Annotated in this window: 26 protein-coding genes; 11 read left to right on the top strand and 15 right to left on the bottom strand. The window is 72.7% G+C overall.

What is annotated here, in order from left to right; genetic code table 11:
• The first annotated feature begins 91 nt into the window (after positions 1-91).
• Positions 92-994 carry an SDR family oxidoreductase gene (locus GSY69_RS04930; protein ID WP_235936299.1) on the top strand — a complete coding sequence of 301 codons (903 nt, stop codon included), beginning with the start codon at positions 92-94 and terminating at the stop codon, positions 992-994.
• Here GSY69_RS04930 and GSY69_RS04925 read toward each other — a convergent pair.
• A complete protein-coding gene (locus GSY69_RS04925) occupies positions 942-1,646 on the bottom strand; it encodes a class I SAM-dependent DNA methyltransferase (RefSeq protein ID WP_328698768.1) in 705 nt (234 codons plus the stop codon). The genes GSY69_RS04930 and GSY69_RS04925 overlap by 53 nt on opposite strands.
• A gap of 394 nt (positions 1,647-2,040) precedes the next feature.
• Between GSY69_RS04925 and GSY69_RS04920 the strand changes: the two genes are divergently transcribed.
• Both GSY69_RS04920 and GSY69_RS04915 read left to right on the top strand, forming a co-directional pair.
• Positions 2,041-2,469, top strand: coding sequence for a TM2 domain-containing protein (locus tag GSY69_RS04920; RefSeq protein WP_160952766.1), 429 nt, complete (start codon positions 2,041-2,043; stop codon positions 2,467-2,469).
• Between the two features lie 2 nt (positions 2,470-2,471).
• Entirely contained in the window at positions 2,472-2,846 is a 375-nt protein-coding gene (locus tag GSY69_RS04915; protein ID WP_160952765.1) for a TM2 domain-containing protein, read from the top strand.
• A gap of 45 nt (positions 2,847-2,891) precedes the next feature.
• On the opposite strand, the gene GSY69_RS04910 is transcribed toward GSY69_RS04915, so the two are convergent.
• Entirely contained in the window at positions 2,892-3,473 is a 582-nt protein-coding gene (locus GSY69_RS04910; RefSeq protein WP_160952764.1) for an NADPH-dependent FMN reductase, read from the bottom strand.
• Between the two features lie 255 nt (positions 3,474-3,728).
• Between GSY69_RS04910 and GSY69_RS04905 the strand changes: the two genes are divergently transcribed.
• Together GSY69_RS04905 and GSY69_RS04900 are read left to right on the top strand one after the other, a co-directional pair.
• Positions 3,729-4,661 carry a DUF6578 domain-containing protein gene (locus GSY69_RS04905; RefSeq protein WP_160952763.1) on the top strand — a complete coding sequence of 311 codons (933 nt, stop codon included), beginning with the start codon at positions 3,729-3,731 and terminating at the stop codon, positions 4,659-4,661.
• Between the two features lie 106 nt (positions 4,662-4,767).
• Positions 4,768-5,409, top strand: a complete 642-nt coding sequence (locus GSY69_RS04900; RefSeq protein ID WP_160952762.1) for a GNAT family N-acetyltransferase — start codon at positions 4,768-4,770, stop codon at positions 5,407-5,409.
• On the opposite strand, the gene GSY69_RS04895 is transcribed toward GSY69_RS04900, so the two are convergent.
• The 5 genes from GSY69_RS04895 to GSY69_RS04875 all read right to left on the bottom strand — a co-directional run bounded on the left by GSY69_RS04895 (position 5,397) and on the right by GSY69_RS04875 (position 8,769).
• On the bottom strand, positions 5,397-5,774 hold the full coding sequence (locus GSY69_RS04895) for a DoxX family protein (protein ID WP_160952761.1): 378 nt from the start codon (positions 5,772-5,774) through the stop codon (positions 5,397-5,399). The genes GSY69_RS04900 and GSY69_RS04895 overlap by 13 nt on opposite strands.
• Positions 5,771-6,499 carry a TetR/AcrR family transcriptional regulator gene (locus tag GSY69_RS04890; RefSeq protein WP_160952760.1) on the bottom strand — a complete coding sequence of 243 codons (729 nt, stop codon included), beginning with the start codon at positions 6,497-6,499 and terminating at the stop codon, positions 5,771-5,773. Before GSY69_RS04890 ends, GSY69_RS04895 begins: the two co-directional genes overlap by 4 nt.
• Positions 6,500-6,517: 18 nt before the next feature.
• A complete protein-coding gene (locus GSY69_RS04885) occupies positions 6,518-7,447 on the bottom strand; it encodes an NADP-dependent oxidoreductase (protein WP_160952759.1) in 930 nt (309 codons plus the stop codon).
• A 133-nt stretch (positions 7,448-7,580) separates the two neighbouring features.
• Positions 7,581-8,354, bottom strand: coding sequence for a class I SAM-dependent methyltransferase (locus tag GSY69_RS04880; protein WP_268525447.1), 774 nt, complete (start codon positions 8,352-8,354; stop codon positions 7,581-7,583).
• A gap of 7 nt (positions 8,355-8,361) precedes the next feature.
• Positions 8,362-8,769, bottom strand: a complete 408-nt coding sequence (locus tag GSY69_RS04875) for a hypothetical protein (RefSeq protein WP_160952757.1) — start codon at positions 8,767-8,769, stop codon at positions 8,362-8,364.
• A 257-nt stretch (positions 8,770-9,026) separates the two neighbouring features.
• Between GSY69_RS04875 and GSY69_RS04870 the strand changes: the two genes are divergently transcribed.
• The 3 genes from GSY69_RS04870 to GSY69_RS04860 all read left to right on the top strand — a co-directional run bounded on the left by GSY69_RS04870 (position 9,027) and on the right by GSY69_RS04860 (position 14,205).
• Positions 9,027-9,548: a mycothiol transferase gene (locus GSY69_RS04870; protein WP_160952756.1), complete on the top strand. Its 522-nt coding sequence runs from the start codon at positions 9,027-9,029 to the stop codon at positions 9,546-9,548.
• 486 nt (positions 9,549-10,034) lie between these two features.
• Entirely contained in the window at positions 10,035-11,417 is a 1,383-nt protein-coding gene (locus tag GSY69_RS04865) for a DASS family sodium-coupled anion symporter (protein WP_160952792.1), read from the top strand.
• A gap of 100 nt (positions 11,418-11,517) precedes the next feature.
• Positions 11,518-14,205 carry an excinuclease ABC subunit UvrA gene (locus GSY69_RS04860; protein ID WP_160952755.1) on the top strand — a complete coding sequence of 896 codons (2,688 nt, stop codon included), beginning with the start codon at positions 11,518-11,520 and terminating at the stop codon, positions 14,203-14,205.
• Positions 14,206-14,311: 106 nt separating this feature from the next.
• On the opposite strand, the gene GSY69_RS04855 is transcribed toward GSY69_RS04860, so the two are convergent.
• On the bottom strand, positions 14,312-15,133 hold the full coding sequence (locus GSY69_RS04855; RefSeq protein WP_160952754.1) for an arginase family protein: 822 nt from the start codon (positions 15,131-15,133) through the stop codon (positions 14,312-14,314).
• Between the two features lie 137 nt (positions 15,134-15,270).
• Here GSY69_RS04855 and GSY69_RS04850 point away from each other — a divergent pair, with 137 nt between their 5' ends.
• A complete protein-coding gene (locus GSY69_RS04850; RefSeq protein ID WP_160952753.1) occupies positions 15,271-15,696 on the top strand; it encodes an Lrp/AsnC family transcriptional regulator in 426 nt (141 codons plus the stop codon).
• A 33-nt stretch (positions 15,697-15,729) separates the two neighbouring features.
• Here the strand turns inward: GSY69_RS04850 and GSY69_RS04845 are convergent, their stop codons facing one another.
• The 6 genes from GSY69_RS04845 to GSY69_RS04820 form a co-directional block, all read right to left on the bottom strand.
• A complete protein-coding gene (locus tag GSY69_RS04845) occupies positions 15,730-16,584 on the bottom strand; it encodes an ATP-binding cassette domain-containing protein (protein WP_442864226.1) in 855 nt (284 codons plus the stop codon).
• 45 nt (positions 16,585-16,629) lie between these two features.
• Positions 16,630-17,427: an alpha/beta fold hydrolase gene (locus tag GSY69_RS04840; protein ID WP_160952752.1), complete on the bottom strand. Its 798-nt coding sequence runs from the start codon at positions 17,425-17,427 to the stop codon at positions 16,630-16,632.
• Between the two features lie 10 nt (positions 17,428-17,437).
• The gene (locus tag GSY69_RS04835) at positions 17,438-17,893 is read right to left on the bottom strand and encodes a carboxymuconolactone decarboxylase family protein (RefSeq protein WP_328698767.1); all 456 of its coding nucleotides are present in this window, start codon (positions 17,891-17,893) and stop codon (positions 17,438-17,440) included.
• Entirely contained in the window at positions 17,890-18,282 is a 393-nt protein-coding gene (locus GSY69_RS04830; RefSeq protein WP_160952751.1) for a GNAT family N-acetyltransferase, read from the bottom strand. Before GSY69_RS04830 ends, GSY69_RS04835 begins: the two co-directional genes overlap by 4 nt.
• A complete protein-coding gene (locus tag GSY69_RS04825; RefSeq protein ID WP_160952750.1) occupies positions 18,272-19,498 on the bottom strand; it encodes a pirin family protein in 1,227 nt (408 codons plus the stop codon). The genes GSY69_RS04830 and GSY69_RS04825 overlap by 11 nt, the downstream gene beginning before the upstream one ends.
• Positions 19,499-19,591: 93 nt before the next feature.
• A complete protein-coding gene (locus GSY69_RS04820; RefSeq protein ID WP_160952749.1) occupies positions 19,592-20,554 on the bottom strand; it encodes a helix-turn-helix domain-containing protein in 963 nt (320 codons plus the stop codon).
• A 175-nt stretch (positions 20,555-20,729) separates the two neighbouring features.
• Between GSY69_RS04820 and GSY69_RS04815 the strand changes: the two genes are divergently transcribed.
• Complete coding sequence (locus tag GSY69_RS04815; RefSeq protein WP_202410820.1) at positions 20,730-21,689, top strand: alpha/beta hydrolase family protein; 960 nt, start codon at positions 20,730-20,732, stop codon at positions 21,687-21,689.
• 177 nt (positions 21,690-21,866) lie between these two features.
• On the opposite strand, the gene GSY69_RS04810 is transcribed toward GSY69_RS04815, so the two are convergent.
• Positions 21,867-23,297, bottom strand: coding sequence for a purine-cytosine permease family protein (locus GSY69_RS04810; RefSeq protein WP_160952748.1), 1,431 nt, complete (start codon positions 23,295-23,297; stop codon positions 21,867-21,869).
• Between the two features lie 318 nt (positions 23,298-23,615).
• Here GSY69_RS04810 and GSY69_RS04805 point away from each other — a divergent pair, with 318 nt between their 5' ends.
• Positions 23,616-24,359 (top strand): SDR family NAD(P)-dependent oxidoreductase, encoded by a 744-nt coding sequence (locus GSY69_RS04805; protein ID WP_160952747.1) that lies wholly within the window; start codon positions 23,616-23,618, stop codon positions 24,357-24,359.
• The last annotated feature ends 189 nt before the right edge of the window (positions 24,360-24,548 follow it).

Genomic DNA, 24,548 nt, shown 5'->3' with positions numbered 1-24,548 from the left:
CAAACCGCGAGGGGTAGTGTCGCCTCAGCGCGACCGCGGCACGGCCACGCGGCCAGTGCCCGCGGCGCGCGCTGCACACGAAGGAGGCATCATGGCGATGCACGGGAGCACCACCGACCGGGAGCCGCTCATCGCGGTCACGGGCGCCACCGGCGCACTGGGCGGACGCGTGTCGCGCCTGCTGAACATGGCCGGCTGGCCGCAGCGGCTGCTGGTGCGCGACCGTTCGCGGGCACCGCGACTGCCGCACAGCACCGTCTACGAGGCCCCGTTCGGCGGGGGTGCCGAGGTCCAGCGCGCGCTGCGCGGCGTCTCCGTCCTCTTCATGGTCTCCGCCACAGAGGCCGAGGACCGGCAGCGGGCCCAGGAGGACTTCGCCGCCGCCGCCGCCGCTGCCGGGGTCCAGCACATCGTCTACACCTCGTTCGCCGGCGCGGACGAGTCGGCCACGTTCGAGTTCGCCCGCACCCACGCCGCCGCCGAGGCGCACATCCGGGATGCCGGCATGGCGTACACCTTCCTGCGCGACAACTTCTACCAGGAGGTCTTCCCGCTGTGGGTGGGCGAGGACGGTGCGCTGCGCGGGCCCGCGGGGGACGGGCGGGTCGCGGCCGTGGCCCGCAACGACGTGGCCCGCACGGCGGCGCGCGTGCTCGCCGACATCGGCAGCCACCTGGGCTCGGGCTCCGGCCAGGAGGCACCGCACGCCGGCCGCGCCTACGACATGACCGGCCCGCGGGCGCTCACGCTGGGTGAGATCGCCCGCATCCTCTCCGAGGCGCAGGGCCGCGAGGTGCGCTACGTGGACGAGACGCTCGAGGAGGCCTATGCCTCCCGCGCAGCCAGCGGGGCACCGCAGTGGCAGCTCGATGCGTGGGTCTCGACCTACACGGCGATCGCCAAGGGCGAGCTGGAGCACGTGAGCGACGACATCAAGCAGCTCACTGGGACGCCCGCGGCGAGTCTGGAGCGGACACTGCGCGAGGCCCTGTGAGCCGCGCGAGGACAACCGCCTGGGCCTCCGTCTCGGCGACCGTGCCCCGGACCGGTTCGCGCTCAAAGCGCGCGGTGCCCGCGAAGCCCGCCCGCTTGAGCGCCGCGGCGACCTCCGCGGCGCTACGGTGGCGGCGGTGGAGTTCCACGGCGTGGCCCCGTGCGCGGAAGGCAGCGCCCACCTCGCGAGTGCCGGTTCCGGCCTGGAAGGCAACAAGCGCGGTCCCACCGGGGCGCAGCACGCGCGCGGCCTCGGCCAGCACCGCGGGCACCGCGGAATCGGCCACGTGGACGATCGAATACCACGCGAAGTAGCCGTCGAAGGCGCCGGCCGGATACGGCAGGGCGGTGAGATCGCCCACCCGAGTCCCGAAGCCCGGGTGGTCTGCACGAGCACGGGCGATCATCCGGGGTGAGAGGTCGATGCCCCGCGGCTCGAGTCCCAGCCCGGCAAGCACCGGCAGCATGCGCCCGGCTCCGCAGCCGGCGTCGAGCACGGCTGCACCGCGCCCCGCATGGCGCGCGAACCGCTCGATCATGGCGAGCTCCCCGGGCTGCTCGGCGGCGGTGCCGACGAGCGCATCGGCGTAGGTGTCCGCGACTTCGTCGTAGGCCGCGCGGATACGGTGGGCGGCCAGTCCCCGCGGGGCCACCAGCGGCCGATCCGCCTCGGGCAGCGGCCCCTGCACCCGGGGCGAGCGCCCCTGGGCCCCGGGCAGCGGGCCCCGCACGTCTGCCGGCGGGCCGCTCCCCTCAGCCTGCGGACCTTGGCTGCCGCTCATGCGGGGCCCGCGGACCGGGTGCGGACGGGTGCCGGGCAGCTGGCCGCGAGGGCCAGGGTGTGGGCGACGAGGACGACCGGAGCGAGCGCGATCGGGCCCCAGGAGTGCATGGGCCGAGTGTACGGGCCCATCGCTCGGGGGCGGGGGTGCCGGGCCTGGCACCGCAGGCACTCGGAAGGGAGCGGAAGCGACACCGCAGGCAGCCGGAGCACAGGCCAGAAGCAGGGGGAGCCAAGAGTTCACCGGCCGTGGCTATGCTCCGCTCATGGTGTTTGGGACTCAGACTCAGAAATCGGACAAGAGCTTCGTCGTCACGTGGCTGCTCGCCTACTTCTTGGGGACCTTCGGCGCCGACCGGTTCTACCTGGGAAAGCTCGGCACCGGCCTGCTCAAGCTCGTGACCCTGGGCGGCCTGGGCATCTGGAGCCTCGTGGATGTCGTCATCTACCTCATGGGCGCCGGCCGGGACCGCGAGGGCCGCCCGCTGGCCGGGTACCGCAAGAACATCAAGCTCTGCCTCATCCTCACGGGCGTGTTCGTGATCGTGGGACTGGGCGCGTCGAGCTGCCAGGCGCGCGGCATCGGCGACGCGCTCTCCGCGGGGATTTCCGCCGAGGCGCCCGCCCCGATTTCCGGTGCGGTGCCCGGCGGGCACCCCGTTGGGGTTGCCGAAACCGGGCCGTTAGCATCGTGACCATGGCATACGACACGCACACGCGAGAGTCCACGAAGAGCTTCGTCGTCACCTGGGTGCTGGCCTGGTTCCTGGGCTGGCTCGGCATCGACCGCTTCTACCTGGGCAAGATCGGCACCGGCATCCTCAAGCTCATCACCCTGGGCGGCCTGGGCATCTGGTCGCTCATCGACGTCATCATCTACCTGGCGGGCGCGGGCCGCGACAAGGCGGGCCTCCCCCTGGCGGGCTACCTGAAGAACCGGAAGGTCTGCATCATCCTGTCGATCGTGTTCTTCATCCTGGGCATCGGCACGTCCGGCTGCCAGGCCATGAGCATCGGCGGCTCGCAGGCCGACGCCGCCCCGGCCAGCGCCTCGGCTCCGGCACAGCTCTGAGGAGCTGGGGCCGGCCCGCCATTCGCGCCGGCTCCGGCCCCCGGGTCAGGCCTTCGCGCCGCCGCGGCGCAGGCCGCGCAGCGCCTCCTCCATGCGTCCGAGCTCGGCGAGCATGGCCCGAGCGCCCTCGTCGACGGGCGCCTCGGGGCTGAACGTGCCGTCGGTGATCGACTTCTGCACGAACGGGATGGAGACGGCCTCGAAGAGGGGGGTCATCTTCAGGGTGGTGACGACCTGCTTGATCATCTGCGCGGCGCGGGTGCCGGCGGAGATGCCGCCGTAGCTCACGAGGCCCACCGGCTTATAGGCCCACTCGAGGCACAGGTAGTCGATGGCGTTCTTCAGCGCCGCGGAGAAGCCGTAGTTGTACTCGGGCACGACGAAGACGAAGGCATCCGCGCGGTCGATCGTCTCCGACCAGCGCTTCGTGTGGTCCTTCGTGTACTTGCGCATGCGCGGGTGATTGGGCTCGTCCATGAGCGGCAGGTCGACCTCGGCCAGGTCGACGAGCTCCACCTCGAACTCGCCGGATTCGCGGGCCAGGCCCTCGAACCACTGCGCCACGGGCAGGCCGACACGGCCGGGCCGGGTGCTGCCGACGATGATCTGGAGGACGGGCTTCGACATGGGGTCTCCCTTGTGAGCTGGAGGGCTTGTGGGCCAGAGGGCGCCACAGCGCCGGTGAGCCTGGGGGCGGCTCGAATGGGTGCCGGGTGGGGATCGGGCACCTCCCAGCGTAGTTCAGCCTTCAATGAGGCATGTGCGCGGGCCGTGTCTGGCTCGTCACGTGCTGCGCTGCCGGTGAGGCGCGGGTCTGTTCCGTTGACACTGCCAGGGCCTGCGGTACGGGCAGGCCACACCGCTTCGCCCTACGCTGGTGGCATGGACATCGCGGTGGAGATCGAGGGCTGGGCTCAGGCCTGCTGCGGGGCGGAGATCCGCGTGGACGAGTTCGTCGCCTGGGAGCTCTGCGCACTCGATCCTGCGCGGCGCTCAGCCGAGGGGCTGCGCCGCTTCCGCCAGGAGCTCCACGATCAGTTCCCCGACGGAGCCGAGCACCGCCGCGTCACCGGCACGGTCCGCGCGATCCAGGGGGTCGATCAGCCCGTGGAGCCCGTGCCGGGGTTTCCGGATCAGTGGCGCGCGGCGGATGCTCCGCCCATCGTCGTCGACCTCGACCGGATCACGGCCCGCGAGAGCGCGCACAGTGGCTTCCGCGTGCGCCTGGAGGTCGGCGACGATGCGCGCCTGCCGGGCTGGTCACCCCGGCCCGCCCACCGCGGTGGCCCCGCGGCATCGGCCGGCTCGCTGCCCGCTGACCATGAGTCCCCGCCCTCAGGCCGCATCCGGACGGGTGCGGACCCGGTGCTCACCGCCCTCCGGGGTCTCGCCGCCGAGGTGGAGGCGGACTTCCGCTCACATGCGCAGGTGGTCTCGAGCCTCGACGGCGATGCCTGCACGATCCAGCCCATGCGGGGCAAGCGGGCGGCCGTCCACTGGCGCAGTGACGGCACCGCGCTGCACGTCACCGTGGCCGACGCGGACTGGGAGCTGCCCGCCGCCGCGGAGTCCGTTGCGACACTTCGCCGCCTCGTGGCCGCCGCTGCAGAGGGCCGCGTGCACGAGCACGTCTCCGAACGGGCGGACGCCGTGGTGACGACGACTGTCGTCGAGCTGCCCGAGGGCCCGTGGCGACACGAGGACACCAGCGCCGTGTTCCGACCGCGGGGCGGCGAATGGTCCGCGATCGCGGGTCCTGCGGCCGAGCGCCTGGCCCGCGGTGACATCGACTACCTGCCGTGGGACGCTCCATGATCAGCACCGAGGCTCTGCTCGCCGGACCCCGCGGACGGTGCCTGCGGAAGCCGACTGGACGGCACTGGCCGACCTCCCTGGCCGCAATGCTGTCGTGGAAGCCCGCATGAGCGAGGGCACCCAGCTCGCCACCGAGCGCCTCGCGCTGCGCAGACTCTCCCCCGAAGACGCCGCGTTCGTCCTCGAGGTCCACCGCAGCCCCCAGCTGGCCCGCTTCATCCCCGGTGCCGTCATGGACTCCGTTGCCGAGGCGCGGGCCTGGATCGGCCTGCGCCTGGCCGAGGAGCGGGCCAGGGCCCAGGAGCAGGCTCCCGAAGCCTACCGATTGCGCGGCGTGTGGCTCGCGTGCCTGCCCGGCGGGCCGCCCGTCTCGCTCGTCATCCTCAAGGCGATTCCCGCCTCCGAACCGCCCGCGTGCACGAGTCCGACTACGGCGGACCAGCCCGAGGACACCGAGATCGGCTGGCGCCAGCCGGCGTCCAGCAACGGCCACGGGTACGCAAGGGAGGCTGCCGCCCGGGTCCTCACAGCGGCACTCAACTCGGGCCTCGAGCGGGTCGTTGCGGTCACCCACCCGGACAACGTGGCATCCCAGCGGGTGTGCGAGCGCATCGGCATGCGCCGCGTGGGCCGCAGCGCGGCCTACTACGACCAGAGCCTCGAGCTCTTCGAGGCGCGGCGCGATCCCCACCGACAGGGCATCCGCGGTGCTCCCGAGACCGCGGCCGGCGCGGCTCAGACCAGATAGTCCGCCACGAGTGCGAATGCGGACAGCCCGAGCATGCCCAGGCAGTTGAGCCACAGCTCGCGACCGCAGAAGCGGGCTCGAACGTGGGCCGTCGCCGCGCAGCAGAAGTAGACGACGGCCCCCAGTGCAGCGGCCGCACCCACACCCGGCACCCAGAGCCCTACCACCAGGCCCGCTGCTGCGAGAAGCTTGACCACGATGAGTACCCACCACCAGTCGCGGGGCAGCCCCACCCCGTGCAAACAGCGGCGCACGAAGGCCGGCGGCCGCAGCGAGACCAGCGCATCGCCGGCCAATCCGACCGCGAGCAGCACGCTCGGCCAGCCCAGCGCGGGCACCAGCAGGATGGCGCTCTGTCCGTTCATCGCGCGCCGCCCAGAATCGCGGCGACTGCCTCGCGCACCCGCGCGGTCACGTCCTCGTAGGCGACCGCGCCGGATGCCGCGGTCAGGAGCACGCCCAGATACGCGTAGTAGAGCGCCCGCGCACGGCGCTTGGGATGGGCGAGCCCGGCATTCTTGAGCACGGCGACGATCTCACCGAGGAGCGCACGGCCCAGCGAGCCGAAGATCGCGGGCCGCTCGGCCTCGGCTCCGGCCCCAGCTCCGGCCTCGGCTCCGGCAGCCAGGCTCCCCGCACCGGCGCCGGGAGCAGGACCGGCAACGAGCACCGCGGCATAGGCGCGCGACAGTTCCAGGTCCTGGCCGAAGTACTCGATGAACGGCGCGAACAGCGCCATGACCGCGTCCACCGGGGCGAGGGGTCTGCTCGCTCCCGCGCGCTTCCGTGCGCCCTTCTTCCCACCTGCGCCACCGGCTGCTCGCACCGCGTCCCCCGCCGCCGAGGCGCCTGCCGCCGTGCGCTCGGCATGCACCTCGGCGATCCAGTCCTCAAAGGAGCGGACGAGCAGCGCGCTCTTGTCCCCCACGCCCATGACGGTGCCCACGCTCACCCCGGCGCGCTGGGCGATCTGGCGGATGGTGGTGCCCGCATAGCCGCCCTCGCGGAAGAGCTCGCGCGCGGCTGCGAGTACCGCCTCCCCCGTCTGAGCCCTCCGCGCACCCCGGTCCTGAACACGTTCATTGAACATGTTCACACCATAGTGCCCTCAGGGCACGATGACGAGCTTGCCTCGCGTCGAACCGGAGCGGCTGGCATCGAATGCGGCGCCCACCTCGTCCAAGCCAAACGCCTGCGCAACGTTGACGCGCAGCTCACCAGCGGACACGTGCTCGCTGAGTACCTCGAGCTCCGCCCCGGACGGGCGCACCCACACGAACTGGCCCCCGTGGGCGAGCACACTCGGATCCGCGACCGAGGCGTGCGCACCGCCCTCGCGCAGCACCGCCAGGGTGACGTCCTCGACGCCGCCCACGAAGTCCACGACCGCGTCGACGCCCTCCGGCGCCAGCGGCTGAACACGTTCACGCAGGCCCTCGCCGTACTCCACTGGCTCGGCGCCGAGCCCGCGCAGGTAGTCGAAGCTGCGCTCCGAGGCCGTGCCGATGACCCGGGCGCCCGCCACCCTCGCCAGCTGCACGGCCATGCTGCCCACCCCGCCCGCCGCGGCGTGGACGAGAACGGTCCTGCCGGCCCCCTCGGGGTAAACACCGGTCAACCGCAGCACTCGCAGGGCGGTGAGCCCGGCGAGCGGCAGACCGCCTGCCTCCTCCCACGACAGCGCGGCCGGCTTCGCCGCAACCGCCTCGACGGGCACGGCGACGTACTGCGCGAACGTCCCGCCGTGGACGGTCTCCTTCCGCGCATACGCCATGACCTCGTCACCGGGGGCGAACTCCGGGGTATCGGGCCCGGTCTCCACGACGACACCAGCGACATCCCAGCCGGGAATGGCCGGCAGACGCGTGTCCATGAGCCCGTCCAGGCCGCCGGCCATGACCTTCCAGTCCACCGGGTTCACCCCAGCGGCCCGCACCTCGATGAGCACGGTGCCCGGCCCCACCGTCGGGGAGGGGCGCTGCCCGGTTCGCAGGGTCGAATTGTCCTTGGCCGGCTTCTCGTAGAACGCTGCGCGCATCGTGGCTGCTCCTCTCCCCCGCCGGTGCGAGTGCGCCGGCGGTCGCGGTGACCGCACGTCCGCGGCCCGCTGCGTCAACCGGGCGCGGGCGCCGCCCATTCCGCGGGCCGCGTGTCTGCCGGCCCACAACCGCTCAGCGGATGACCTTCTGGCAGACGTAGACGTCCTCGGCGCCGGGCCGGTCGGGGGCATCGCGGATCTCAAGCACATCGAATCCGGCGGCGCCCAGTGCCGCCCGGTTCTCATCCCGGCCGCGGAAGCGCAGTGTCGACTCCGAGCGCAGCTCCTCGCCGTGGGGGAACGCGTAGACCTGGGCGAACGAGACGAGGGGCGGGTGCGCGACGACGTCGGTCCGCGTCTCCCGCACCCGGCCGATCCCGGGCACATGGTGTTCGACCGGCTCCGCCCGCGCCCACGCTTCCCACGCCCGCGCCTCGGGCCTGCGGGTTTCGAAGACCAGGTGGCCACCGGGCACGAGGCGCTGGGCGAGGGCATTGAGCGTGGCCGCCCACGCGTCATCGGTGAGGAACACCTGTGCGACGTTGCCCGTCATCGTCGCGAAATCCGCGCTCACCGGCGGCGGATGGAGGGAATCGGCGCAGAACCAGTCGACGAACTCGCCACCGGGCTTGTGGCGGGCGACGTCGAGCATGGCCTGGGCGGGATCGATACCGGCCGCGGCCATGCCCGCCCGCTGGGCGAACAGCGCGAAAGCACCCGTGCCGCAGCCCACGTCCAGGACGGAGGTGGCCCCCACCGCCTGCGCGATCGACATGTAGAGGTCCAGATCATCGCGGGGCCCCTCGAAGGCGTCGTAGACCCGCGCCAGCCGCTCGTCGGCGTAGTGCGCATCCGGGTGGGTGCCTGGGTGGGCGTCGTGGTGCGCGCCCTCGCGGTGGTCCGCCACCTGCCGCCTACTTCCCCCGCTTGAGGAGCAGGGCGAGCGCGATCGCGGCCAGCCACACATTGTGCGAGACGGCCACGCCGTCCCCGGCCGGGCGCAGGCCGTCGTCCTTCGTGAATTCCTCGGTGCGGAAGTACATCGTGAGCATGCCGCCGGAGAACGCCGCCAGCCCGAGCCCGGCGAGCTTCGTGGGCACGAAGGGGGCCAGCAGCGCTGCGCCGACGGCCACCTCGGCGGCGGCGAGCAGCTTGCCGAACTGCGCGGGCTCGAGCTTCGCGAGCGCAGGGAAGCCCTTCGCGGCCATCTGCTGGAGGAACGCCGCGCTGCCGTCTTCGAGCGCGAACTTCTCCACCCCGGAATTGAGGATGGAGGCGCCGGGGATGGCGCGCAGGATCGCCGTGGACGGAGAGAATGCCATGGAGGGTGCCCTTCGGGTGGAGTGGGGTGTGCGCGGCAGCGGCCGCCCGCGGCGGCTGCCCGGATGGGTCCGCCGCACCCCGCACCCTAACCGCCCGGCCTGTGCCGCGTGGCCGGGACCCCGGCGCGGGCCCGCGCCGGACCCGGGCAGACCCGGGTGCACAACCCCGGGCACGCCCGGGCCAAGCGGACCCGGGGCCCACAAGTCCCGGGCCCACGAGACCCGGATGCGGGGTCCGCGCGTGAGAGGCTGGCCCCATGACCGCGGAACCGGGAAACAGCCAGGACGTGCGCGAACTCCTCCTCGACTACTTCGAGTTCTACCGCCGGACGGTCGAGGAGAAGGTGCGCGGGCTGCAGCCCTCCGAGCTCTACGCCTCCCAGCTGCCCTCGGGGTGGACCCCCGCGGGCCTCGTCAACCACCTTGCGCACATGGAGCGGCGCTGGTTCCGCTGGGCGTTCCTCGCCGAGCAGATCGACGATCCGTTCGGCGACCGCGAGGGCGGCGTGCGCGCAGGCCCCATGGTCAATCCGGATCAGGACATCGACGACCTCCTGGCAGCGCTGCACGCGGCCGGGGCCGACTCCCGCGCGATCGTGCGGGCCCACGCGCTCGACGAGTGGGCGGCCCCCGGCGGCCGCTTCGCGGATGCGGACAGCGTGGCGCAGCTGCACTGGATCATGCTCCACGTCCTCCAGGAGTACGCGCGCCACGCGGGCCACCTCGACATCGCCTGCGAGCTGCGGGCGGCCAACCGCGGCGACACCGGTGAGGCCTGAGACCGCGCAGGCGCCCGCCGTCCCCGGGCCGTGCGCCGACAGCACTCAGCCCTCGCTGCCGGCTGCACCCCGGCCCCGGGCCGCACGATCCGGACCGCCGGCCCGCAGCACCCCGACTGCGGTCCGGCACCGCTCCGGTGCCGGTAAGACGCTGCGTCTCACGTCACCCGTGCGGGGGTATCGCGCGGGAGATCGCGCGCCTAGAGTTCAGCGCGGCAGTGCGCAGCCCCCGCCGCGCGCGCTGGCCACGGCGCCCCTCGACGGCGCCGCCGCCCCGCCCGGCCGCACCTTCGCAGCCGCGGTGCGGCGCCCCCATTCGCCCGGCGGACTGAGACAGCAGACTCGGAGGACACGGCCGTGGCCGATCCCACCTCACAGCCCACCGCGCAGCCGGGCTCGCAGCCCGCGGCGCAGGGCCCCGCCCAGCCGGACGAGCGGGCGGCCGCCCGCCGGCAGACGCGCGGGCTCATCGTCAAGTTCGCGATCATGGCCGCCGCTGCGCTGGCCATCTACTTCATCCCGCCGCCCGCGGGAGTCGACGAGCGCGGCATGCACATGCTCGCGATCTTCGTCGCCACGATCCTGGGCCTCATCCTCCAGCCGCTGCCCACCGCGTCCGTCGGCCTCATCGGACTGGCGGCCGCCATGCTCACGGGGGCCATGAACGCCAAGGACGAGGCGCTGTCCGGCTTCGGCAACTCCGCGGTGTGGCTCATCGTCGCGGCGTTCTTCATCGCCGACGGCTTCCTCATCACCGGACTGGGCCGGCGCATCGCGCTCGTGTTCGTCTCCTGGCTGGGCAAGTCCAGCCTGGGCCTGTCCTACGGGCTCACGATCACGGACCTCATCCTGGCCCCGGCCACGCCGTCGAACACCGCCCGCGCCGGCGGCGTCATCTACCCGATCATCCGCTCGCTGGCCGAGGTCCACGGCTCCACCCCGGACACCGATGCCTCGCGCCGCAAGCTGGGCTCGTATTTGGGCATGACCGAGGTGCAGGTCAACGCCGTCACGGCGGCCATGTTCCTCACGGCCATGGCGGGCAACCCCATCGCGCAGGCCGCGGCGGCCCAGCAGGGAGTCGAGATCACCTGGGGCGGCTGGGCGCTCGCCGCGCTGGTGCCCGGGCTCGTCACCCTGCTGCTCATGCCGTGGGTGATGTCGAAGATCTACCCGCCCACGGAGAAGAGCACGCCGGGCGCTCCCGCCGAGGCGCGGGCCGAGCTTGCGCGCATGGGCCGGCTGAGTTCCGGCGAGTGGACGATGGCGGGCACGTTCGTCCTCCTGCTCGTCCTGTGGTGCCTGGGCACCCAGCTGCACGTCAACGCGACGGCGGCCGCCTTCGCCGGCATCGCGATCCTGCTCGTCACCCGGGTGCTGACCTGGAAGGACCTGGCGAAGAACGCCTCGGCGTGGTCCACCCTCATCTTCTTCGCCGTGCTCGTGGGCATGGCCGACCAGCTCAACGCCCTGGGCGTCATCGGCTGGATCGGCGACTCGGTGGCGCACGCGGTGGGCGGTCTGAGCTGGGTGCCGGCGTTTGCGATCCTCGTGCTCGTCTACTTCTTCGCCCACTACTTCTTCGCCTCGAACACCGCCCAGATCGTCGCGATGTACGCGGTGTTCCTGGGGGCGGCGATCACCGCGGGCGCCCCAGCGCTGTTCGCTGCGCTGAGCCTGGGCTTCGCCTCGAACCTGTTCGGCGGCCTCACCCACTACGCCTCCGGCCCCGCCGGCGTGGTGTTCGGCTCCGGCTACGTCAAGGCCGGCGAGTGGTTCCGCGTGGGCGCGATCGCGGGCATCATCATGCTCATCGTGTTCTTCGCCGTTGCGATCCCCTGGATGGCGCTCACCGGCTTCATGGGGTGAGCACGGCAGGCTGAGCACGCTCCCGGCGGTGCCGCCGCAAGGCCCCCCGCGACCCCACACGGCCGTCGCGGGCCCACGCCGGTGGTGGAAGAATCGGGTCATGGCGGACGCAGCGAACCCGGAACCGGACGAACGCGGTAAGCCGGCCCGCACCTCGGCGGCACAGCGGGCCGAACGGGCCTTCACCGGCATCATCGAGGTGCGCGGGGCACGCGTGCACAACCTGCGCGACATCGACGTCGACGTGCCGCTGGGCAAGCTCGTGGGGATCGCCGGGGTGTCCGGGTCCGGGAAGTCCTCCCTGGCCATGGGCGTGCTCTATGCGGAGGGCTCCCGGCGCTACATCGAGGCGCTGTCCACCTACACGCGCCGCCGGATGGGCCAGGCCGCCCGCGCGGACGTGAACCGCGTAAGCCACGTGCCGGCCGCGCTGGCCCTGCGCCAGCGGCCCGGCGTGCCCGGTGTCCGCTCCACGTTCGGCACGTCCACGGAGCTGCTCAACGTCCTGCGGCTCATGTTCTCCCGCCTGGCCGGCCACCTGTGCCCCCACGGCCACCGGCAGGAGCCCACCCTGCGGGTGGCCGAGGAAGTGCCGTTCTCCTGCCCGATCTGCGGGGCCCAGGTCCACCCGCCCGGCGCGGAGGAGCTCGCCTTCAACTCCGAGGGGGCCTGCCCCGAGTGCGAGGGCACCGGGGTGGTGCGCACGGTCGACGACGCCTCGCTCATCCGCGATCCGCACCTGAGCCTCGACGAGGGCGCGGTCATCCCCTGGCAGATGTTCGGCTTCCGCGTCCAGCCGCAGATCGCCCGGGAATTCGGCGTCCGCACGGACGTGCCGTGGGACGAGCTGAGCGACGCGGAGCGGCAGATCGTGCTCGACGGGCCCGAGGAGAAGAAGCACATCACCGTCACCACGAAGAACGGGGTCCACGACCTCAACTTCACCTTCCGCAACGCCCGGCTGACCGTGCTCGAGGAGCTCAAGCGCGCCGGGGATGAGAAGCGGCTGCGGCGCGTGAGCCGCTTCCTCACCGTCTCACCGTGCCCCGCCTGCGGCGGCAGCCGCCTGAGCGAGCGCGCCCGCGGCCCGGAGATCGGGGATGAGAACCTCGCGGCGGTCACCGCGAAGACCCTCGATCAGCTGCTCGCCTGGACGGACACCGTGCCCGCCACGCTGCCGGAGGACATGCTGCCCATGGCCCGCAGCCTCAGCGACGCGCTGCGCGGCATGGCCCGTCGGCTCGTGGAGCTGGGCCTGGGCTACCTCGGCCTCGACCGGGCCTCGGCGACCCTGTCGACCGGCGAGCGGCAGCGCGTGCAGCTGGCCCGCGCGGTGCGCAACGAGACCACCGGGGTGCTCTACGTCCTCGACGAGCCGTCGATCGGGCTGCACCCGTCCAACGTCACCGGGCTGCTGGGCGTCGTCGAGGACCTGCTGGCCGACGGCAACTCGGTGGTCCTCGTCGACCATGAGCCGCTCGTGCTGCGGCAGGCCGACCACCTCATCGAGATCGGCCCGGGCTCGGGCGCTGCCGGCGGCCGGGTCGTGGCCACCGGCACCGTGGCGCAGCTGGGCGCCGATCCCGCCTCGCTCATCGGCGGGTTCCTCACCGGCAGCGAGCGGGTGAGCGCGCGCACGCCCGCCCCCGCGGCGAAGACGTTCGACCACGGCACCATCCGGCTGAACACCGCCCCCATCCACACGGTGCACGAACTCGAGGCCGCCTTCCCCGTCGGCCGGATGACGGCGGTCACGGGCGTCTCCGGCTCGGGCAAGACGACGCTCGTGCTCGACAGCCTCATCCCCGCCCTGCGCGCCCGCACGGAGGCCAGCACCGGGGGAGCCACCAGTGGCGGCAGCGGGGGCGGCGGGGGCGGGTCCACAGGCGGCTCCGCGGCCGGCGGCGATTCCGGTCCCACCGTGCCCGCGCACGTGAGGGCGGTGGAGCCGGGCGGCATCACCCGCGTCAACGTCGTCGACGCGGCGCCCATCGGCATCAACGTGCGCTCCACCGTCGCCACCTACACGGGGATCATGGACGAGCTGCGCCGTGCATACGCCCGCCTGCCCGCGGCGCAGCAGGCTGGCCTGGACGCCGGGTCGTTCTCCTACAACACGGGTGCGCTGCGCTGCCCGCGCTGCGAGGGGACGGGCCAGGTCACCCTGGACGTGCAGTTCCTGCCGGACGTGGACATCGCCTGCCCCGAATGCGAGGGCGGCCGCTACGCCCCGCAGGCGCTCGACTACCGCCGCCCCAGCGCGGATGGCGGGCCCGCGCTGGCGCTGCCGGAGCTGCTCGCGCTCACCGCCGCCGAGTTGCTGGACCGGGTGGGCGACCTCGCGCCGGTCCGCACGCGCCTGGAGGGGCTGCGCGATGTGGGCCTGGGCTACCTCACCCTCACCGAGGCGACACCCGAGCTCTCCGGGGGCGAGGCCCAGCGCCTCAAGCTCGTCTCCGAGCTCCAGCGCGGGCAGCGGGGGACGCTCTTCGTCTTCGACGAGCCCACCGTGGGCCTGCACCCGCTGGACGTGCGCACGCTCATCGGAGTGCTCCAGCGGCTGCTCGACCAGGGCGGCACCGTCCTCGTCATCGAGCACGACCTCGACATGATCGCCAACGCGGACCACATCGTCGACATGGGCCCCGGCGGCGGCACCGAGGGCGGGCGCATCATCGCCACCGGGACGCCGCGCCAGGTCGCCGCGGACCCCGACAGCGTGACGGGGCGCTACCTGGCCCAGCAGCTGGCAGACGACGAGGGCGCCTCGGGCTCGGACCGCGCGTGAGCAGGGCCGGGGCCGCAGGGCCGGCGGACCGGGGGGCTGAGGGCAGGCGGTCCCTGGGGCCCCGGTCGCGCAGATGCCGGAGTGATCGCAGCTCGGCGCGCGGACCTCAGCTCTGCACGACTGCCGTGAGGACGGGCGCGAGGGCCTGGAGGAGGGGGTCGAGGTCCTCCGCCTGCGTCTGGGTCTCCAGCTCGCCGATCTCGAGTCCGACGATCTCACTGCCGGTGAGCACGGCCGCCGCGGCACGGAGGTCGCCGAGGCTCAGGCCGTTCGGCACCCGGTAGTCCGTGGGCACCGTGTCGGGATCGAGCACATCGCAGTCGATGTGGATGTACACCGGCCGACCGGCGACGGCCTCTCCCAGCCGCCGTGCGAAGTCCGGTCCGGGTGCCACGAGCGCCACGGCGTGGGAGCGCATGAGCTCGGCCTCCGGCGGGTCGATGTCGCGGACGCCCGCAAGGACGGTGCGATCGGGGGCAAGGCCGGCCCCGAGCCCGGAGTCCCACCAGCCGAGCGAGCCGGACAGCGCCAGCCCGCCCAGGTAGCCCGTGGGGGTCGTGGCCGGTGTGTTGAGGTCCGCGTGGGCATCGAACCAGATCACCACGGCATCCGGGCGGTGCTGCGCGACGGCCGGGAGAGTGGCGAGCGCGACCGCGCACCGGCTCAGCGCCGTGACGGGCGTGAGGCCGCGGCCGAGCACGTCGTCGTAGTGCGCGCGCATCGCCTGGAGCGCGGGGCGCGCGGCGGTGAGCTCGACGTCCCAGTCCGCGGCGAGGGCCGGCTCCGGGGCGCCGATGACCGTCGGGGGCTGGCCGAGGAGCCCGGCGAGGGCCTGCGCCAGGCGGGGTGAGGCCGCCATCGCACGGTCGTTGTGGTCGCCTGCGCGAGCGGCGAAGTGGGTGAGGCCGGGAGCGGGCGGAGTGGGCATGTGCGGTCTCTTCTTCCGGGAGGCGTTCGCTGACACCCGCCACGCTATGACTCGGCAATGTGGTCGTTCAATCGCCGAATGGACCATATTCCGCCTAGGAAACAGGCATTCTGCGGTCCTGGAATAGGCTATGTGCCATGTTGGACGACGTGGACCGCCGGGTAATCTCGCTGCTGCGCGCGGACAGCCGAACCCCCATCGCCGAACTCGCGCGGCAGGTCGGGGTGAATCGCTCGACCGTGACGGGCCGCATCGAGAAGCTGGTGGCCGAGGGGGTCATCGAGGCCTTCACCATCCGCCTCGCCAATGATGTGGACCGCGATGCGATCCGCGGCGTCGCCATGGTCTCGATCGCCCCGAACCGCGGCCGCGACGCCGTGCGGGCCATCCGCGGCTACCCGGAGGTCGAGCAGCTCCATTCGACGATCGGCGAATGGGACCTGGTCGTGCATCTGCGCGCGATCAGCCTCTCCGAGTTCGACACGGTCCTCGAGCGCATCCGCGCCGTCCCGGGGGTGGTCGACACCCGCACGAGTCTGCTCTTCAACTCGCTGACGGGATAGCACCGCGCGCCCGGCGCCTGCCCACGTATGCGCTCAGCGGCCCCGCCGGGCGCGCGCGGCCCACCGGCCGTGGGCCTTCGAGACCTCGATGGGATGCTCGAAGGCCGCGCTGATCGTCTCCGTGGTCAGGACCTCGTCCACCGGCCCCGCCGCGACCGCGCGACCGTGGGCGATGACCATGGCATGCGTCGTGGTCTCCGGCAGCTCCTCGAGGTGGTGCGTGACGAGGACCGTGGTGAGCGCGGGACCGGGGTCCAGCCCATTGATCGTCTCGAGGAACTGCTCGCGCGCCGCGACGTCCAGACCGGTGGTGGGCTCGTCGAGGAGCAGCAGCGCCGGCTCGATGACGAGGGCGCGGGCGATGAGGGCGCGCCCGCGCTCACCCTGGGACAGGGTGGTCCAGGGCGCGTCCCGGCGCTCGGACAGGCCGATCCGCTCAAGGGCTGCGCGGGCCCGTTGCGTGTCCTGCGCCGTGGGCTCCCAGCGCATGGGCATCTCGATCGTGCCCGTCAATCCGGTGAGCACCACCTGCGTGACGGTCAGCGGCGAGCGCAGCGGGTGGCGCGGATTGACGTGGCCGATCTCGCGCCGCAGCGCCTGCATGTCCACTCGCCCGATCCGGTGGCCCAGCACGTCCACGGTCCCGCTCGTGGGGTGGGTCTGCGCCCCGCAGAACCCCAGCATTGTGGTCTTGCCGGCGCCGTTGGGACCCAGCAGTGCCCACCGCTGCCCCGCGTGCACCGTGAGGTCGACCCCGTGCAGGATCTGCGTCTGCCCGCGCCGCAGCGTCACCCGGTCCAGGCGGATCACGGGCTCCGCTGCCGAGGCGGGGGCCGGTGTCGCCGAGGCGGCGGCGGGCATTGACATACCGGGGGCGGTTTCACTCACGGGGCAATCCTCTGGATTCGGGCGGTCGGGGGGCGGCGGGCCGAGTCAGGGGCCACCGTCAACACCCGTCGTGGCCAGGAACTCGCGCACCCGCGGCAGCACCTCGTCTGCGTATTCGGAGAAGAACCCGTGGCGGCCGGGGAACAGCTCGAGTCGCGCGCCGGGGATGCGCTCAGCCAGCAGGCGCGCATTGGCCGCGGGCGTCATCACGTCGTCCTCACCGTGGATGACGAGGGTGGACGCGGCGATGCGGGGCAGTTCGCCCCACGCGTCGTGGGCCAGGCTGCCGCGGCGGTGCGCGGTCTTCTCCGCGCGCGTCATGCTGGGATCACCCAGCAGCGTGCTCTCCTCCAGGGGATGCGGCCACGCGGGGGTGTAGAACAGCTCGAAGAGGAAGCGCAGCCGCTGGCGCACGTCGCCGTGGCCCATCGCCCGCGTCACTGCCGGATCGCGCGCGACGGCGTGCTCGCCGCCGGGCGCACTGCACCCGATGGCCAGCGCCGATACGCGCTGCGGGTGTTCGATGGCGAGCTTCTGCGCCACCCGGCCGCCCATCGAGGTGCCGAATACGCAGGCCTCGTCATAGCCCAGGTGGACGAGCACGGCGGCGGCATCGGCGGCGAAGAGGGACGTGCCCCACTCCCCCACCTCACCGCGGCTGTCACCGGTGCCCCGGTAGTCGAAGGTGATCGTCCGAAAGACCGGCTCGAACACCTCGCGCAGGCCGTCCCACCAGCGGTGGGAGTTCGCCTGCCCGGGCAGCAGGAGCAGCGGCGGCGCAACGGGCGGGCCGCCGGTCTGCACGGCCAGCGCGAAGCCGTCGGCAGCCCCCACGGTGGTCACCGGCACGCTCCTACTCCGGCCGCGGCGGGTGGCCGCTGGCGATCGAGATGCGGTTGAACGCGTTGATGAGCACCGCCGTCCATTCGACGGCGGCGATCTGGTCGGCGGTGAGCGCCTGGGCGGCCCGCTCCACCAGCGCATTGCGGTCCGCGGACTGGTCGATGACCGTGAGCGATTCGGCCAGCAGCAGGGCCGCGCGCTCGACGTCCGTGTAGACCCCGCGCGCCTCGGGCCACGAGGGCAGCAGGTCAAGTTGGCGCTGGCTCACGCCTGCGGCGCGGGCCTGCGGGACATGGATGCTCAGGCAGGTGGGGCAGCCGTTGAGCTGCGAGACGCGCACGTTGACCAGCTCGATCGTGGAGTCCTCCAGGCCGGCGGCGTGCGAGGCCTCCCGCGCGGCGACGGCCGCCTTCTCCATGGCCTTCTGGACCTGCGGCGCATCCTTGTCGATGTAGGGCCGCTTCACGCCTGCCCGCCCTGCACCGCGTCCTCGACGGCCTCCATGTCCTTGCCCGTCGCCTTGCGGACGCGCCCGCCCGCGGCCTCGTACTCCTCGGCGTTCTTCTGCAGCCACGCACGGACCATGGGGCAGATCGGCACGACGGTGATGCCCTGCGCGCGCACGTCGGCCATGGCCGCGGCGATGAGCACCGTGGCCAGGCCGCGGCCGCCGAACTCCTCCGAGACCTCGGTGTGGTAGAAGATCCACTCGCCGGGCGCCTCGGGCGCGGCCATGAAGAACGTGCGCCCGGCGACGGTGCCGTCGTCGAGCATGATCGCGTAGGCGCTGTTGGCCTGATCGACGGCAACGCTCACGGGGGCGCCGTTCTTGTCGGTCAGCTGGTCATCGGCCATGGGAATCTCCATTCGGGGCTGTCTCCGCGGCGGCTCCACCGGGAGCGGGGGTGAGCGGCTGGGTCCGGGAGCGCTGGGCGCTGGGCGGCGGATTGCGGCGGGGACGCAGCTCGACATCGGGCAGGGCGGGGGCGGGCAGGCGCGCCAGGCCGTCCTTGCTCCGGCCGGGCCCGAGGTGCCCGACGTAGCCGTCGACCTCCCCGAACCGCTCGCCGTGGGCCTCCCACTCCGCCCGGTAGCGGGCGATCTCCTGCGAGTCGCGGCCCACGAAATTCCACCACATGACGATCTCCTCGCCGAACGGCTGCCCGCCGATGAGCACGAGCAGCGCGGGCTCCTCGCCGAGGTTGGCGATGCGCAGCGACTGACTGCCCACGCCGGTGTAGGCCAGCCCCGCACGGGGGATCTCGACGCCCTCGAGCGCGACGGCACCGGAATCCAGCAGCAGACCGTGCTCGAAGGAGGGATCGACGGCCAGGTCCACCACGGCGCCCGGCTCCAGGCGCAGCTGCGCGCCCACGAGGGGGCTGTAGACGCTGATGGGCGAGGTGCGGCCCAGCAGGCTGCCGATGAAGACGAGCGCCTCGCCGGCGGGCGAGCCGTCCACCGCACGGTCCGAGTCGCCGGCACCCGGGGCGCCAGCGTCCGAGGCGCCAGCGTCAGACGAGCCAGTGTCCGAGTCGCCCGCGGAGGCGCGGGCCAGTGGCACCGGCTCCGGCTCGAAGTGCTCGAAGGCGCGGCCCAGCGTGCCGCGCACCGCGTCCGGCAGCGCCAGCCACAGCTGCACCCCGTGCAGGGTCTGCGTGTCCGGGGTGGAGGTCTCCGAGTGGCAGATGCCGGTGCCCGCGGTCATGAGGTTGATCTCGCCGGGCAGCACGGTGCCGCGGCCGCCCCCGGAGTCGATGTGGGCGATGGCCCCGTCGAAGAGCCAGCTCACGGTCTGCAGGCCGGTGTGCGGGTGGGGCGCTACGTCCATGCCACCGGTGGCCGCGACGTCGTCGGGCCCGTAGTGGTCGAAGAAGCACCAGGCGCCGATGAGGGAGCGCTGCCGCTGCGGCAGCGTCCGGCGCACGGTCATGGCCCGCGGTCCGCCCAGGGGCACCTCGCGCGCCTCGATGAGCTCAACCTCGGCGCCCCCGGCGCACTCCGAGCGGGGGCCGGGCAGGCCCTCGCCGCGGCACAGGACCTGCGCCGGGTGTGCTTCGACGTTGCTCATGGCGATTCCTCCTTGGGCCCAGCACCCGGCGTTCCCGGCCGGCGCCGCGTGCCCGCGTACCCTGCCTGCCCGCGTACCGGGCCCGCCCGCGGGTCAAGCGCACCGCGACGGCAGATCGTCGGCCGGTCGGCCCAGCCGCCCCAGCCGTGCGGCCGTGTCGGGGTGAGCTGGGTCCGCAGTGTATCCGAACAGGCGCATGCCCGGCCGGTCGCCCACCTCGAGCGCCTCGAAGCGCAGGCGCAGCTCGCCCACCCGCGGGTGCAGCAGGCGCTTGGCTCCGCGCCGGTGGTCGCTGACATCCCGCTGGCCCCAGCGGCACCGGAACTCGACGCTGCCGGCCAGCAGCTCCCCCACGAGTTCGCCCAGGCTGCCGTAGGCCCCGCGTGGCGCGTCCGCATCGTCGCCGGGCTCATTCCCGACTGCGCTGCCGACTGCGCTGCCATCACCGGCCCCGCCCTCGTCTGCGCGGGCGGCCTGGCTGCGGCCCACCTCCGCCTCGAGCATCGCGGCGGCCTCATCGGCCACCTGCGGCCAGTCGCCGTAGAAGCTGCGTGCAGCGGGGTCCAGGTAGACGAAGCGCGCGAAGTTCGGGCGCACCGGGTCCTGATCGGACACGGCCTCATAGAGCGCTCGGCCCTGGGCGTTGGCGTGGAGGAGGTCGAGGCGCCCGTTCTGCACGTGCGCCGGCGTCGCGAGTGCGTCGACGAGCGCGAGGAGCCCGGGCGGCGGCTGCCCGTCGCGCGCCTCGGCGGGCAGGGGCGAGCGCGGAGCCGCGGCCGCCCGGGTCGCGTGGGCGAGGTTGAACAGGTGCGCGGTTTCGGCCTGGTCCAGCCGCAGGGCGTGCGCAATGGCCGCCAGCACCTCGTCCGAGACCCCCCGTGAGCGGCCCCGCTCGATCTGGATGTAGTAGTCCGAGCTGACTCCGGCCAGCGCCGCGACTTCTTCGCGGCGCAGCCCGGGCACCCGCCGGCGAGGCCCGCGGGGCAGGCCCACGTCCTCGGGGCGCACGCGGGCGCGGCGGGTGGCGAGGAACTCCTGGAAGCGGCTGCCGGTCACGCACACCGACGATACTGCACACCAACGTGCCCAGCGGGGGGCTCGCAATACCCCCCTTAGCCGTGCCTTCCGATGCGCGGGCCGCTCGCATAGCGTGCACGGTGACAGTCGGCACCAGTGACCGACTCAGCACCACCGAACCACTCAGCACCACCGACCCGCAGAGGAGAACACCATGGCAGATGCCAGTTCCGCACAGCTCATCGAGGACCTCGGGATGGACAAGGACACCCGGGAGGCCTTCGACGGCTTCCTCCACCTCTGGACGACGGGGACCACCGCGGGCCGCCGCACGCCGATCCTGCGCAGGCCCGATGAGTACGGCATGGAGTACGAGGATGTGACGTTCCCGTCGCTGGACGGGACCCCGCTGTCCGGCTGGTTCATCCCGGCCGAGGATGCCAAGGCGGTCATCATCCACAATCACTTCCTCCCCGGTTCGCGCTACGGCTATGCCGGGCACCTGCCGGAGTTCGGGGGGCTCGGCGGCTTCGAGGTCAACTTCCTGCCCGAGTACAAGGCCCTCCACGACGCCGGCTACGCGATCCTCGCCTACGACATGCGCAACCACGGCATGAGCGGGCAGGGCAACGGCGGCATCGCCGGCATCGGGATGACGGAGTGGCAGGACGTCGTCGGCTCCCTGCGCTACGCAAAGGCGCGCCCGGACACGCAGAACATGCACAAGGCGCTGCTGTCCGTGTGCTTGGGCGCGGACTCCACCGCGATCGCGTGGGACCGGATGCCGGAGGAGTTCTCCGAGGTCGAGGCGATGATCATGCTCCAGCCGGTGTCGGGCACCTACATCGTCGACACGTTCGCCGAGGGGCTGGGCCTGGGCGAGGCCGGCTACACCGCGTTCGACGCGGCTGTGCACGAGCGCACGGGCTTCCGTTTGGCGGAGCAGACACCGCTGCCGCACATGGGAGCGATCGGGGTGCCCACGCTCGTCGCGCAGGTCCACGACGACTCGATGACGAAGCCGCAGGACGTCCAGGACATCTACGACGCCCTGCCCACCGACGACAAGAAGCTCGTGTGGATCGAGGGCACCACGGAGCGCTTCCGCGGCTACAACTACTTCGGGGAGCACCCCGCCGAGGCGGTCGACTGGTTCGACTCCCACGTGGGCTGAGCGCACGGCCCGGCTCCCGTCCCCGCTGCCCCTGCGGCGCCGGGATCTGGGCCGGGGTCGGAATCTGGGCCGGGGTTGGGGCTCAGGCTGGAACCGGGTGCCGGACTCGCGCAGCGGGGTCGGAGGCCACACCCGGCCCGGGCCACCGTGCCTGGGCCCGGCGGCCCAGCCTCACCCTCAGCGCGCGGACGGGAGGTGTGAGGCCTCCTCGGCCACCGCCTCGGCCCCGGTGGAGACGGGCGGGAAGCCGCGGCGCATCGGGAACCAGTGCATGAGGGCCACGTAGGGCACCGCCGCCGCGAAGATCCCGAGGATCCAGGAGATGTCCGCGCCGTCGAAGGCCTGCGCGAGCGGCCCGGTGTAGAAGTCGCTGGAGATGAACGGGACCTCCACGGCGATCCCGATGCCGTAGGCGAGCATGGTCCGCCAGTCGATGCCGCCGTATTCGCCGGCGGGATCGAAGAGGGCCCGGATGTTGTACCGCTCGCGGCGCACCAGGTAGAAGTCGGCCAGGTTGATCGACGTCCACGGGATGAGGAAGTACGCGAGCAGCAGGATGAAGTTCGTGAAGTTCGCCAGGAAGTTCTCGCGCCCCACCAGGCTCACCGCGCAGGCCACCGCGGCGCCCACAACGATGATGGACAGGCGCACGGCCGGCGTGACCCGGAACCGGAAGAGCGAATTCAGGATCGTCGTCGCGGACATGAAGAGGCCGTAGAGGTTGAGCGCATCGATGCCGATCACGCCGGCGATGATGATGAGGTAGAACGCCGCGTGGCCGAACGGCGCCTGCCCCACGATGAAGTCCACCGAGCCGCCCTCGAAGGCGTCGGCGGCGACGGCCGTGGCCACCGCGCCGAAGCCGAACATCCAGATCGTCGCAATCGTCGTGCCCGCATAGCTGAACCAGAAGGACTTCGCGACCGAGGTCTCGGGCGGCAGGTAGCGGGAGTAGTCGGCGACGTAGGGCGCGTAGGTCAGCTGCCAGGTGGCCCCGATCGCAATCGCCAGCACGAAGGGGCCCCACGCGAACTCGTCGAACGTCCACACCGCGGCCACGTCGTTGTTGAGAAGGAGGCAGACGGTGAGGATGAGGAAGGCCGCGCCGCTGAGGATCGACAGGAGCTTCTGGGCGGCGTGGATGAGCGGGTAGCCCAGGACGGCCACCACCACGATGACGGCGATGATGACGACGATCGCCGCGGAGATGTCGAGGTGCGTGAGCGAGGCGAGCGCGGCCCCGCCCTGCACCGCGGTCGTGGAGAAGTAGCCCAGGTACATGAGCACGACGAGGACCAGGGGCAGCACGGCGCCCACGTAGCCGAACTGGGCGCGGCTCTGGATCATCTGCGGGACGCCCAGGATGGGGCCCTGCGCCGAATGCAGCGCCATGAAGACCGCGCCCACGAGCGTGCCGATGATGGTGGCGAGCAGCGCCCACGGCAGCGAGAGCCCCACCGTGACGGTGAGCGCGCCCGCGGCGATGGACGTCACCTGCAGGTTCGCGCCGAACCACAGCGTGAAGAGGCTGCGCGGGGAGCCGTGGCGCTCGGTCAGCGGCACGAACTCGATGGACCGGGTCTCCGGTGTGAGGAGGGGGCTGGGCATGGGCGGTCTCGCTTGCGCTCGGAGGGGATGGGACCGGGCAATGGACCCACGTGGTGGGGGCCACTGGTGAAGGCGGCTGCGGACCCGGTCGGGTGCGCGGCCAGTTGCGCGACTGCGTCGGGTGCGGGACTGCGTGTGGTGCGCGACTGCGTGTCCGGTCATTCGAGCACGGCCGAACGTCGCGAGTGTAACCAGCGCGTGAGCGCCGTGTTTCGCGGCGCGCTTCGGCGAGACCGGAGGGGGCGCTGGGGGCGGGCGACGCGGCACGGCGGAGCATGCTGGGGCGGGTTGTGGCCGGCCTCCGGTAGCGTTCGCGGCATGGACACTGCCCAGGCGGATGTGCCCCGCCGCTACCTCATCACCGGCGGCACCAGCGGGATCGGGCGCGCCTGCGCGGCCCACCTCACCGCCGCCGGGCACCGCGTGTGGATCACAGGCACCCGCCAGGAGTCCCTGTCCCCCGCACTGGAGGCGGGGGTGGCCGCGGGCGGTTCCGTCGCCGAGGCGCGGGACGCCTCCGCGCTCACCTCGGCCTTCGCCGCGGCGCACGATGCGTTCGGCGGGGTGGACGCGGCCTTCCTCAACGCCGGCATCGACGGCGAGGCCAAGCCCGCGCAGGACTTGGACCCCGAGCACTTCCGCCGCGTCCTCGACGTCAACGTCGTGGGGGCGCTCATCGGCGCGCAGGCGGCCCGCGAGTGGCTGGTCCGGCCGGGCACGCTCGTCATCAACGCCTCGGTCAACGCCGTTCGCCCGGAACCCGGCTTCGCGGACTACAACGCGAGCAAGGCAGCCGCCGAAGCGCTGGCGAAGTCGCTCGCCCTCGACTGGGCCGGAGACGGGCTGAGCGTCATGGCCGTGTGCCCGGGCTACTTCCGCAGCCGGATGACCGCGGGGTACATGGACGACCCGGCCGTGGGGCCCGAGCTGCTGGCCCACATCCCGATGGGCCGCTACGGCAGACCCGAGGAGATCGGCGCGCTGCTGGAGTTCCTGCTCTCCGGGCGCGCGGCGTTCATGTCCGGCGCCTCGATCCCGATCGCGGGCGCCGCGAACGTGTGACGGTGTGGCATAGACTCCACAGCAAATCTCAACGCCACATCACTGGGAGCGCCTCATCATGGGGGACTGATGCACGATCAGGTGTCACATGATCTGTGGCGCCGTGCGGCGTTGCAGGGAAGGATGTGCGCCATGCCCGCTCCCTATCCCCAAGAGTTCCGTGAGGACGTCGTCCGCGTCGCGAGGAAC

The sequence above is a fragment of the Brevibacterium rongguiense genome (genome assembly GCF_009857845.1).
In the GTDB taxonomy this organism is placed as follows: Bacteria; Actinomycetota; Actinomycetes; order Actinomycetales; family Brevibacteriaceae; genus Brevibacterium; species Brevibacterium rongguiense.
Note: the sequence above shows the minus strand (reverse complement) of the source record. Positions and strands in the feature narration are given on the sequence as shown.